Here is an 11,574-nt window from a genome sequence, read left to right as displayed (position 1 = left end):
GACTCATCGCTAGCTGGGACTTTGACATCGAACCCCGGCGCGCCTCCTGAGGAAACACGGCGGAAAACTGTACCGTGCCCAAGTGTGAGCATTGATCAGCCATTGCACGACGACAATTCTGCTTCCCACCGGTTAAACGCTGCTACTCCTCGTAAGGAGACCTCAGCATCCATGAATCATGATGGATCCACCGACGAACCCCAGGTTTTCCATGACGCGGTGGCTTCCATGCATGCGGCTTCATTGCGTAAGGAAATATCGATGGGGTCGATTCGTCCACCCCAGCGTTTAGCTCCATATAGCTACGCGGTGGGATTAGAAGTGGATCACGAGCAGTCACGCACTATTCCGCGGGATACGGACGGCGATGCTTTTGGGCGGCTGATCCTCCTTCACGATCCTCGGAGCGACGGAAACTGGTCCCAGGCTCTTCGCCTTGTCGCGTATATCCAGGCAGACATGGATCCTGAGGTCGCGTCGGATCCGCTGTTGCCTGATGTCGCGTGGCAGTGGCTTTCTGAGGGGTTAACCAGTGAGGGGGCACATTATTCGCAGCTCGGGGGCACGGTGACCTCAACATCATCGGCCCGGTATGGGAATATTGGGGGCCCGGGTAAGGCGTATCAGATTGAGCTGCGTGCGTCGTGGACAGCGGATGATACTGATCTTGCTTCCCACGTCGAGGCGTTCGCTCATGTTCTCGCGTCGGTGGCGGGACTTCCTCCTGAAGGAGTCGCTCAGCTTGGACAGTAGGATGCTGCGTTGTGGCTTGTCCGGAGACAATGATCTTCCCGACGACGGTGACGAGGCTCTACTAGGCGATTGGTACATCTCTCCAGCTCCCAAGCCCTCTCCTACTTTTCCTTTATCGCCACAATCTGCTTCTGTGCCGTTATCGACGCCATCGGGCGGAACTCCGTCGTTAATCTCTACCGCAGACGAGCTGAAGAATGCTGCCCGTGTGTTGGCAAATGGCCACGGCCCGCTCGCCGTCGATACTGAACGAGCGTCGGCTTACCGTTATGGCGATCGCGCCTTTCTTCTTCAACTGAAACGTGCTGGTAGCGGCCTATTTCTTGTCGACGCTGAAGCCTGCCGCTCCGATATGGGGCTCCTAGCTCCCGTCGTCAACCGGCTAACGTGGATTATCCATTCTGCACGGACCGACTTGCCTGCTCTTCTTGATATGGGGCTTACTCCTCATCGTCTTTGTGACACCGAACTGGGTGGCCGCATAGCTGGGCTGAAGAAGGTCAACTTGGGCGACATGGTGGATGGTTTAGTCGGCTACCGCTTGGCCAAAGAACACGGGCACGAAAATTGGTCCCGACGACCCCTTCCCGACGAATGGCTCGATTACGCGGCCCTGGACGTCGAATGCCTCCTTGAGCTTTCCACCGCAGTGGCTGGTTTGCTTTCGGAATTAGACCGTTTCGCGTGGTGGACCGAAGAGTGCGAGTATATTCGCACGTCTACCCTGGCTGATGCCCCCTCAGTGGAACCTTCACTGCGGGTGAAGGGACTCAATAATCTGTCTACCCCTGCTCAACATGAGCTTGCCTTTACCTTGTCGCTCGAACGGGACCGGCGGGCGCGGGCGGTAGATCGCTCTCCTCATCGGGTGTTATCAAATTCCGACCTCATAGCGATTGCTCGAAAGAATCCTCGGACTTTTCAAGACATGATGGACGCGGCGCACTTCCGATCGATGCGGAACGCGCGCTCATGGTGGAGCGTCATCCAAGGGGAGCACAACAAGACCACCGCATCCCCATCAGAGAACGCGCACCCTCATTGTGCAACCGACGACGACCGGGGCCCGTCACGACACCTGGGACATCACTCAGATACACAGTATGCGGGAGGACGTCGATTCCCCAATTCTGACCGCGGGCAGAAAGCTGAAGAGCTGTATTCCCTGTGCTCAGAGGCCATTAATGTGGTGTCTGAACAAACCGGTATCCCCCATGAAGTGATCATCACCCCACAGATAGTGAGGCTCATGGCGTGGCATTTTTCGTCGGAACCACAGGCCCATGCGACGGATATCGACATGTTCTTCGCCCGACATGGCGTCCGACGGTGGCAACGACGGATTGTGTCCCCCGTGTGTGCCAACGCTCTTGGAGACCATAACCGCTAAACACGACGTGTCTGGCCACCGCGCAATTCACGGAGAACGCGCAATGCCCGCCCTCGTTTTCTTCGCTTCCACCAGCACTTTCACCACCGCCCGGGGCATGGCACCCGCGGAGCTACGACCCCTTGGTAAAAACAGTGATGATCTCCATGTGATGGGTACCGGGGAACGCATCAATGACACTCATGGAGGAAATCTCATAACCGTGGTCTAACCAGGCCGCATAGTCACGAGCACCTGTCGCCGGATCGCAGGCGATGTGTACCACAGCGTGGGGGTGCGCCGCGGCTATCTGACCAATCACCTTCGTGCCCGCACCTTTTCGCGGAGGATCAAGAACAACGAGGTCCACTCCTCCCTTGTTGTTTCGTCGGAGCGACGACCATGCGCGATCAACCCTGGAGGTCAGAAATCGGATCGACGACGGGCTGAATGAGGGCTCAGCCAGGGTGTTCAAGCTACGTCGACCCCACGTGCGAGCATTTTTATCAATCTCCACGGAATCAACAGGACCTCGTGTTTTTTCGGCCAAAATGTCGGCGAACAGCCCAATCCCACCGTATAGATCCCATGCAGCCCCACCATGAACCTCGGGGAGGAGTTCACGAACAAGCTCGCGATACCGTGTCGGAGCGGCACTATGGGCTTGCCAAAAAGCGGTTGGCGGAAGGACGAAGGTTCGACCCTCCGTGGAATGAGCAGCTCCCTCCGCGGCACCACTGTTCTCAGCCGGGTTATTACTTAGTTCCGACGGAGTTGAGGCGGCATTATCGGATATCCGTTCAACGCAGTAGTTTCCGCCCTCAATTACCGTGCTGTGCCCCCGTCGTCCACGACGGGATGTACGTGAACGCGCCGTACCGGAACGTTGTTTCGACGACGCACCACCATCGACTTCGACAATATGGCGGATCCCATTGGAATCGAGCGCAAGTATTACTTCCGCGCCCGGAGTAAAACGCATGGCATCCAGGCCGTCCATCAAACCAGGCGCGGCTTGGGAACACACTGCATTCGTCACAATGCGATGCCCGGATTTGACGCGGAGACCAGCGCGTCCTTCGTCATCGACGGCCAACCGCATTCTCGTACGCCACCCGCGATAGGGAGACAACGTCTCAAACGTTGGTTCAACGTCGAATTGCCCGATCCGACGCATTTGATCGGCGGTGATGCTGGCTTTTACCTCGGCGGACTTATCTGGCGCAACCTCTAAAAAGTCACAGCAACCAGCACCTTTCTCTGCGGCTGGGCACGATATCGTTCCATCGCCCCGTAGAGGCGAGCGGTGACCAATTGTTCGAGCTTCACCCCTCCACAGAGATGCTGAACTGTGCTCGACATCAATATCGACGGCGACATCACGATCGCCAGCTACAGCACCGTCAACAAAAACCACGTGATTGTCGACGCGGCCAATCCCCTGCCCGCCGTAAGCAAAATCGGTGATATCCAACGTGACATGTGATGGAACACCATCGTGTGGGTGATTCTCAGTGTGCGTCACTCGCCTACCTCACTCGTCTGTATTGGACGCCATTTCATCGATTTCATCAGCCGCGTCATCGTCCTTAACTGCATCCGCCCTGCGCACCGCCCAAACGGTCACAACCATAACGAGAATAGTCAGAGGCCACCCCATCGCAATCCGCGCGACCGCCAGGATATTCGTCGTCGACGATCCGTAAAGATGATTCTGAACGAAGAACCGTGCCGCAAAAACACAGGCCCAGGCAATGGTCGCAAGAACGAAATAACGGCGTTCCGACGTGTTCTCACGCCATCGCGTCCCGCGACCATTGAGCCCACGCCAGATAACTCCCACGGCAGGCCAGCCGACAAGGCAGGAGATGAAAAACACCACCCCCACGACAGCCGAGTACCAAATGCCGTAAAGGAAGTAACCTTTAGCAGACCCGACGTACCACGCAATGGCCGCAGCGATAAGCACACCCATGACACCGGATATGGCGGGCTGCATGTTTTCGTGCCGAACAAGGCGCCACACGCAAATAAGAAGTGAAACCGCTAGTGCGGAGATCAAAGCCGGAGTGAGCCCCCACCACGAATTCACTGGGACGAGAACAAGAATCGGCACAGTGGATGACACTAAACCGGAAATCCCGCCCAGCTGTTCAAGAAGAGTCGGGCTATCACTCGAGGCCGACTGGTCTTGCTGTTTTATCTGGCGTCGTTCAGTACTTGTCATCATCTTCTTCACGGTCGAGCTCATCCATCGCGGATTCCATTCGCGCGGAGGCCTCACCGCCAGTTGAACGACGACGGCCAGCGCTCTCTGAATCAGCACTTTCCTGCCCCACATCGGATGCTTCGTCATTTCCGCCTGGAAAGCCCGCGGAATCGTCGGCACTATTCCCTGACGACGCTGCACTCTGCGGATTTTCTTGTGTTTGCTGAGCTTCGGCGACGCGCTGGGCTTCCGCGGCACGCTGAGCCATTGCTTTCTGAAGCTCTTGAACCATGTCTTGGGGCAACGCGACGGGAAGCGTTTCACCAGCCGGCATTGGACCGTCGCCTCGTTTCACAATGGTACGAGCGGCGATCCCACGCGTGAGGGCGACCAACTGATCGTGAGACTCCTCTGGTCCTACTGCTGTCAGCCGTAGCATCCACCCGGGCCCGTTGACACCGATCATGTGCATCATTCCATGGGGCCCAACACCGGTAATCTCTATTCCCCACGGGCCAGACTCATGATGGGATTCGAGCCCATCGTTAGTAATCTGTTGTTCAACTTCGTTTAGCTGTTCTTCCCACAGGCCGCCGGAGCGAGGAGCAGCGAAAGCAACTGGTGTCACGCGGCCATATGGGCTGGCAACGTGAACCGCGCGTGGCCCCTCCTGGCTAACCTCCACCTGGATCTCAGCCTCATGAGGGATCGGGACAAGAAGCGACCCCAGGTCAATGTCACCCTTGGCGAAGTCGCTGAAGTCAAAACGGTCGAGATCTTCGCGTCGAGAATCGAACGGGCCCGATTCGCCCTCCATTGCATCGAACGTCGAATCTGAGGGCGCTGCCCCGGATAGGCCGTTATTGCTGGTGGTATCAGGTCCTTCATCACTAAATTCATTGCGCTCGTCGCGTGAATTAGTGTGAAAATCCGATTCATTAGTTTCGTCGGGTTGTTTATTTTTCTTCCCAAAGGGCCACATAGGCAAACTCCTTACCAAGAATTCATGTCATGGCTGCATTGACACGAGCGTGATCGCCTTATTTTTCTGGGCACCGCTCTGAACTGCTCGTATTAATTACTCATTTTCTCTGCCTTGAACATAAGGCCTCTACTGCTGCGATCGTAGAACATGATCTACGCCATCTGTGGCTCCAACGCCCGTAGATCCATAGCCGCCCTGGCCTCGTTCTGTCTCATCAAGATGGTCAACCTCGACGACGTCGCTCAGTACAACTTCCTGGACGACAAGCTGAGCGATCCGGTCCCCTCGTGAAATGGTGACCGCTTCATGCTGATCAAGGTTGATCAGACACACCTTGATTTCGCCGCGATAATCGGCATCGATGGTGCCCGGCGTATTGACGATTGAGAGTCCCTTTTTTAGCGCTAACCCGGACCGGGGATGGATGAGCCCCACCGTTCCTACCGGTAAACCAATTGCTATGCCTGTTCCGACCAGCTTCCGCTCACCTGGCTGGAGTACGACATCATCGGTCGACATCAAATCAATTCCCGCATCGCTGAGATGAGCGCGTCGCGGGAGATCAAGGCCGGTATCTAGTCGTTGTACGCGAATACTGGGTGTCTTAGTCACGTTCTTAGACTAACCGAGTGGCGGATGAACATAGCCATTAGCGTTTTTCGCCGACTCAGGTCATCGACTCAACGTATCGACGTAGGTTAAGAGCTTGGGTGATGCCATGTTGTGGCTCATCTTTCCGTTATTACTGGTCATTGCCTTGTTCATCCGCGGTTCATCCACATAAAGGCGCATCAAGACTTCACGATAAAAACACAGAGGACGGCGAAACCGCGAGTGAAAATATAGGCACGCTAGACTAGGGAGCTGTGAATGAACAGCGTGATACTCCCTCACAGAAATCAACCCGCAGTGGCGACGTTCTGTACCGAGAGCGCCAGTGGATCCCGTTTTACTGGTGGGTTGCTGTTCTAGGCCTTGTCGTGCTGCTGTCCTACGAATTAGGACTCAATCGCCCCTGGTATTGGACACTCATCGGAGCGATCGTCTTCGGAGCAGCAGCGTTATGGTCCCTCATTTCCCTATCGGGGAACGTCATACGGGTTGAGAAAACGTCTCACGGGGAGCGCTGGCTCTATGTGGGACCAGCGAAACTTCCTGCGTCGGTAATTGAACGAACACTTGCCGTTCCTGCCACAGCAAAAAGCGCCGCTATGGGAAGGCAATTAGACCCGGAGGCTTATGTCGTTTCCCATGCCTGGGTGCCCGAGATGGTGATGTTGGTGCTGAATGATCCGCACGATCCCACGCCATATTGGCTTATCAGCACCAAGGACCCCGACGCACTTCTCGAAGCGCTGGATCGTCCCATCTACTAAGCGGTAGCCAGACTTGAACGACGGGTCACGTTCAGGAATGACCGTTATTTACACGAGCGTGCGGGCATGCCGAGTAATCACCCCAGCGCACCGTGGCTACAAAGCATGGTGGTAACAAAGTGCTACCGCTGACGGATTTGTAAACGGTCAGCGACTAAGCGCAATCGCGACACACCATCGTGCCGTCATTTTCGGTGTAGGCCAACCGATTCCTGTGCTGAACTAGGTAGCACACGCCACAGGTGAATTCGTCTGATTTCTTCGGCACAACATCGACCGAAATCTCTTCATTGGAATAGTCGAAGTCAGGAAGATCGATAGGCTCGACGATGTCGCCATCGTCGGTATCGTCCACTGGTCCTTTTTTATTCTCAGCTGCTTGAAGTCCTTCAAGCGAGTCTGTGTCGAAATCTTGCCTGTCCCCACGAGGGGCGTCATAGTCCTTGGGCATGTCAAGCGACCTCCGAAATGATGAAACTGCCGGTCGGACGCGCACTTTAGACCAATTTCTTAGCATTGTCACGTCCTACGCGGCCGCACCATATTTCACAGGTCTGCTACATCCGGCTCAATTCACGAAACCGCTGTTCAGAGGGTATGCGCCAACTGATATTTAAAGAGGCGAGAGGGGGGAATTTTGACGTCCTATACTCCCCCACCCCCGGGGCTTGCTTTCGTCTACTACTCAGACGGTATTGGGTCGAGTCCGCCTGCTCGGGCTAACCCGTCTTTAAGCTCGTCAAATAGCTCAGGATGGGCCGCCATCAGTAACTCACCGTCGCTCCCAGGGCTCGTCCGCTGAGGCACAGAAATGCGTGCCCCGGCCTCACGAGCAATAAGAGCGCCGGCCGCATAGTCCCACAAATTCAACCCATGCTCGTAGTGTGCATCGACACTACCCTCTGCAACATGACATAAGTCCAGGGCCGCCGAACCCAGCCGCCTGATATCGCGGACAGTCTCAAGCATCGCGCTTACCACTGTCCCCTGCACGTGCCGTCGGGAAGCTGTATAACCAAAGCCCGTAGACACGAGAGCGTGCGACAAATCGTGTTTACGCGATACCGACAGCTGCTTATCAGACGCGACGACGCGGGGCTCGGTGGTCTCGTGCTCCAAGGCACCCTTCCGCGCATATGCACCACCGTCGCGTGAGGCGAAGTAAGTCAGATCGTGTGCGACATCGACAACAACCCCGGCAACGGTTTCGCCATTCACCTGCGCAGCTAAGCTCACCGAGTAAAAAGGTATCCCGTACAGAAAATTGACGGTGCCGTCGATCGGGTCGACGACCCAGACAGTTCCCTCTTCAGGCAGTTCTCCGCCCGATTCCTCGCCAAACACGGTGTCATTGGGCCGGACCGTCGACAATAATCGCCGGACTAATTGTTCGGTCGATGTATCTACTTCTGTCACCGGATCGTTATCGGATGACTTCGTAGCTACCGAAGCGGAGAGGTCAGCGATCTTTGCCCGCTGGTCGCGCACGTGTCGTCCTGCAGCAATGGCTACTGACAGGGCTACATTAAGCTCTGAGCTCGCTTCATCGGTCAACGTGGATGGGTTCGACGTGTTCGGATCTGCTAATTGTGGGTTGGCATCCGAAGGATCATTGTTGCTTTCGGCATAGTTTTCTGGAGAAGTCATACGAACCACGGTAACCATTTTCGCCCCTTGCTGCAGCCCAGTATCCCCGAATTCCACTGACGACGGCACGGCGTACGCCGCCATTTTCTCAGACGAATACTCCGATAACGGCTCGATCGTCGAATTCATCCGGAGTTGCCGTCATGAAATCCGCTACTATCGAAGTTATGGATAATTACGGCTTTGGTATAGACGTCGGCGGAAGCGGAGTAAAAGGCGCAATTGTTGATCTCGATAACGGGACTTTCGTCGGAGAGCGAATCAAGATTCTTACACCAAAGCCGTCGACTCCTGACGCTGTTGCTGACACGTGCCGTCAGATCGTTGAACAGGCAGAATGGACCGGCCCTGTTGGGATTACCATTCCCGCAATTGTGAAACAGCAGCAAGCTCGTAGCGCAGCAAATATCGACAAATCATGGATCGATACCGACGTGTCGGAGCTCTTTCATCGCCATATTGGGCCAACCCGCGATATCGCTGTCCTCAATGACGCGGACGCTGCCGGAATAGCAGAGGTGGCCTACGGGAACCCTATTGCACGGAAAGGCTCGGTCATTTTCCTGACTTTTGGCACAGGAATCGGCTCCGCCTTGCTCATTAACGGGCAACTGTATCCCAATAGTGAGTTAGGTCATTTAAACATCGATGGTAAGGAAGCTGAACGACGCGCCTCCTCGGCTGTCAAAGAGCGCAAAGACTTGTCATATAAAGAATGGGCAAAACGCGTGGACCGAGTACTCAAAGAGTACGAAAAACTCTTTTCTCCCACGACGTTTGTGGCCGGGGGCGGCATATCACGCAAGCATGAAAAATGGATTCCACGATTGACATGCGAAACGACAGTCGTGCCGGCTGAGCTTCTCAACCGAGCCGGAATTGTAGGCGCGGCGATGGCAGCGCGTGACCATATTTGCCCATAAAGTAGATACGTTTAAGGACACAGAGTCGGAGCCGCTCGACGTGGAGCGATGTACGTAGGTTGTACTGGGCGGTCGATCCAGCTCGTTGCGCACATGAGTGACTCTGGCTGCCATACACCTTCATTACGCTCAGGCTACATCCTGGGCGTGTGACACGATCGTCAATCGCCATCTCGCGGGACCAACCCGCGACGGCGACGCGCTATCTGGGGTAGGCGCCAGCGCTTGACATGCGGAAACAGTCAAATCTGTGCGCAGCACCAATCGAAATCTTCATCGATCAGGAAGGGCCATGTGGACATTATCGAGCAACCCCGAGTAGTCGCATTGACGTCAATCGGGAGATCGCAAGATAGGGAGACCGCCTCTGTCGGCCAGGAACCGAGTCTTCATGGAACTCTAGGAATAACCACGGCGCGCATAAGGTTTAATGACGGTGAAGGGGCAAAGCGATAGTGGAGACAGCGAAAACAGGCATGACTGAAACACCGAAAAAGGCTGTAGCCAAAAAAGCGGCCACGAAAAAGACGGCGGCTAAGAAAACTGCTGCGAAGAAGACCGCGGCCAAGAAAGCCACAGTGAAGAAGACTGCCGCGAATAAGGTAGCCAAGAAGCAGGCCTCGGCATCATCCGTCCTCCACGAAGATACGTTGGCAGCTGCGAACGAGTCTTCTTCATCGTCCCAGGAAAAGGCTGCTCCAAAGAAGTCCACCGCAAAGAAGGCAACCAAGCGGACAGCAGCTAAGAAGTCGTCGGCAAAGAAGACCGCGGCCAAGAAAACCGCAGCTAAAAAGACCGCCGCGAAAAAGACTGCTGCGAAAAAGACAACGACGAAGAAATCCACCGCTAAGAAAACGGCGTCGAAGAAATCAGCTGCGAAAAAGACCACGAAGACCGCCAATAAGCGGTCCTCCGCAAGCCGTAAGTCGACTAAGGACACAGCAGCCGAGAAGAATGCCGACGTAATCACGTCGGATGATCAGGTTGTCGACGAACATCCTGATCAGGATGCGTCGAATGATGCGGATACCGATCTCCATCATGATGGAGACGATTTCGAGCTGCATGATATCGATGATGACGATGACATCGATATGGATCACTCCGACTTGGATGATGATCTCGATGAAGACGTTGACCACGACGATCTCGATCACGATGATGACCTCGACAGTGACGACTTAGATGACGAGTCGGGACTGGACGAGGACGAGACGGATGGCGACCACTCGAGCTCGCCTATTAAACGCACTAATGATTCGTCGACTGACGACGATGATGACGATGACGATAGTGACAATGGCAACTTCGTGTGGGACGAGGATGAGTCGGCAGCGCTGCGCCAAGCTCGGAAAGATGCTGAGCTGACAGCCTCCGCGGATTCCGTCCGCGCTTACCTGAAGCAAATCGGTAAGGTCGCACTGCTTAACGCAGAACAAGAGGTATCCCTCGCGCAGCGGATTGAGGCTGGCTTATACGCGAACCACAAGCTTGAGGAGCTCAAAGCGAGTAACACCAAGCTCAGCCCGGCGCAATCGCGAGACTTGCGATCAATCGCCCGTGATGGCCGCAAAGCAAAGAACCATTTGCTGGAGGCCAACCTTCGTCTTGTCGTGTCCTTGGCAAAGCGATACACGGGCCGTGGAATGGCCTTCCTCGACCTTATTCAGGAAGGCAACTTAGGCCTGATCCGTGCCGTCGAAAAGTTCGACTACACGAAGGGCTACAAGTTCTCCACGTACGCAACGTGGTGGATTCGGCAGGCCATTACGCGCGCAATGGCTGACCAAGCTCGGACAATCCGTATCCCCGTCCACATGGTGGAGGTCATTAACAAGCTTGGTCGTATCCAGCGTGAGCTCCTCCAAGACCTGGGCCGCGAACCAACCCCCGAGGAATTGGCCCGCGAAATGGACATTACCGAGGACAAAGTCCTGGAAATCCAGCAGTATGCTCGCGAACCGATTTCTCTGGACCAGACCATCGGCGACGAAGGAGATAGCCAGCTCGGTGACTTCATCGAGGACTCCGAAGCAGTTGTGGCTGTTGACGCGGTCTCCTTCACCCTCCTCCAAGACCAGCTCCAGGATGTTCTGAAGACCCTGACTGAGCGAGAAGCAGGAGTTGTTCGACTCCGCTTCGGCCTCACAGATGGGATGCCACGAACATTGGACGAGATCGGCCAAGTCTACGGCGTGACCCGTGAACGCATCCGCCAGATCGAATCGAAGACAATGTCGAAGCTGCGTCACCCGTCACGTTCGCAGGTTCTCCGGGATTATCTCGACTAGTCTGCGCACATTAGCCCGTGC

General features: G+C 55.4%; 11 protein-coding genes. 5 read left to right on the top strand and 6 right to left on the bottom strand.

Annotated elements, in window-relative coordinates; translation table 11 throughout:
- Positions 1-171: 171 nt before the first annotated feature.
- Positions 172-753, top strand: a complete 582-nt coding sequence (locus JMN36_RS01910) for a DUF3000 domain-containing protein (protein WP_102215147.1) — start codon at positions 172-174, stop codon at positions 751-753.
- Positions 695-2,143, top strand: coding sequence for a ribonuclease D (locus JMN36_RS01905; protein ID WP_221923753.1), 1,449 nt, complete (start codon positions 695-697; stop codon positions 2,141-2,143). Before JMN36_RS01910 ends, JMN36_RS01905 begins: the two co-directional genes overlap by 59 nt.
- A gap of 112 nt (positions 2,144-2,255) precedes the next feature.
- Here the strand turns inward: JMN36_RS01905 and JMN36_RS10970 are convergent, their stop codons facing one another.
- The 4 genes from JMN36_RS10970 to dut form a co-directional block, all read right to left on the bottom strand.
- Entirely contained in the window at positions 2,256-3,647 is a 1,392-nt protein-coding gene (locus JMN36_RS10970) for a class I SAM-dependent RNA methyltransferase (protein WP_221923752.1), read from the bottom strand.
- 9 nt (positions 3,648-3,656) lie between these two features.
- Positions 3,657-4,352 carry a DUF3159 domain-containing protein gene (locus JMN36_RS01895; RefSeq protein ID WP_370659518.1) on the bottom strand — a complete coding sequence of 232 codons (696 nt, stop codon included), beginning with the start codon at positions 4,350-4,352 and terminating at the stop codon, positions 3,657-3,659.
- Positions 4,336-5,313: a DUF3710 domain-containing protein gene (locus JMN36_RS01890; RefSeq protein WP_221923751.1), complete on the bottom strand. Its 978-nt coding sequence runs from the start codon at positions 5,311-5,313 to the stop codon at positions 4,336-4,338. The genes JMN36_RS01895 and JMN36_RS01890 overlap by 17 nt, the downstream gene beginning before the upstream one ends.
- Positions 5,314-5,442: 129 nt before the next feature.
- Positions 5,443-5,928, bottom strand: a complete 486-nt coding sequence (gene dut / locus JMN36_RS01885; protein ID WP_221923750.1) for a dUTP diphosphatase — start codon at positions 5,926-5,928, stop codon at positions 5,443-5,445.
- Positions 5,929-6,182: 254 nt separating this feature from the next.
- Here dut and JMN36_RS01880 point away from each other — a divergent pair, with 254 nt between their 5' ends.
- Positions 6,183-6,692, top strand: coding sequence for a DUF3093 domain-containing protein (locus tag JMN36_RS01880; protein WP_221923749.1), 510 nt, complete (start codon positions 6,183-6,185; stop codon positions 6,690-6,692).
- 154 nt (positions 6,693-6,846) lie between these two features.
- On the opposite strand, the gene JMN36_RS01875 is transcribed toward JMN36_RS01880, so the two are convergent.
- On the bottom strand, positions 6,847-7,143 hold the full coding sequence (locus JMN36_RS01875) for a DUF4193 domain-containing protein (protein WP_041628833.1): 297 nt from the start codon (positions 7,141-7,143) through the stop codon (positions 6,847-6,849).
- Positions 7,144-7,373: 230 nt separating this feature from the next.
- Positions 7,374-8,468: an inositol monophosphatase family protein gene (locus JMN36_RS01870; protein WP_236881943.1), complete on the bottom strand. Its 1,095-nt coding sequence runs from the start codon at positions 8,466-8,468 to the stop codon at positions 7,374-7,376.
- 38 nt (positions 8,469-8,506) lie between these two features.
- Here JMN36_RS01870 and ppgK point away from each other — a divergent pair, with 38 nt between their 5' ends.
- Together ppgK and JMN36_RS01860 are read left to right on the top strand one after the other, a co-directional pair.
- Complete coding sequence (ppgK, locus tag JMN36_RS01865) at positions 8,507-9,262, top strand: polyphosphate--glucose phosphotransferase (protein ID WP_221923823.1); 756 nt, start codon at positions 8,507-8,509, stop codon at positions 9,260-9,262.
- A 476-nt stretch (positions 9,263-9,738) separates the two neighbouring features.
- On the top strand, positions 9,739-11,553 hold the full coding sequence (locus JMN36_RS01860) for an RNA polymerase sigma factor (RefSeq protein ID WP_221923822.1): 1,815 nt from the start codon (positions 9,739-9,741) through the stop codon (positions 11,551-11,553).
- Positions 11,554-11,574 lie beyond the last annotated feature (21 nt).

The organism is Corynebacterium pseudokroppenstedtii (genome assembly GCF_019754945.1).
GTDB lineage: Bacteria > Actinomycetota > Actinomycetes > Mycobacteriales > Mycobacteriaceae > Corynebacterium > Corynebacterium pseudokroppenstedtii.
Note: the sequence above shows the minus strand (reverse complement) of the source record. Positions and strands in the feature narration are given on the sequence as shown.

Coding starts and splice junctions, on each gene's coding strand:
- JMN36_RS01890 (WP_221923751.1), bottom strand. CDS start 5,313: ATGTGGCCCTTTGGGAAGAAAAATAAACAACCCGACGAAACTAATGAA.
- JMN36_RS01910 (WP_102215147.1), top strand. CDS start 172: ATGAATCATGATGGATCCACCGACGAACCCCAGGTTTTCCATGACGCG.
- JMN36_RS01860 (WP_221923822.1), top strand. CDS start 9,739: ATGACTGAAACACCGAAAAAGGCTGTAGCCAAAAAAGCGGCCACGAAA.
- JMN36_RS01870 (WP_236881943.1), bottom strand. CDS start 8,468: ATGAATTCGACGATCGAGCCGTTATCGGAGTATTCGTCTGAGAAAATG.
- JMN36_RS01895 (WP_370659518.1), bottom strand. CDS start 4,352: ATGATGACAAGTACTGAACGACGCCAGATAAAACAGCAAGACCAGTCG.
- ppgK (WP_221923823.1), top strand. CDS start 8,507: ATGGATAATTACGGCTTTGGTATAGACGTCGGCGGAAGCGGAGTAAAA.
- JMN36_RS01875 (WP_041628833.1), bottom strand. CDS start 7,143: ATGCCCAAGGACTATGACGCCCCTCGTGGGGACAGGCAAGATTTCGAC.
- JMN36_RS01905 (WP_221923753.1), top strand. CDS start 695: ATGTTCTCGCGTCGGTGGCGGGACTTCCTCCTGAAGGAGTCGCTCAGC.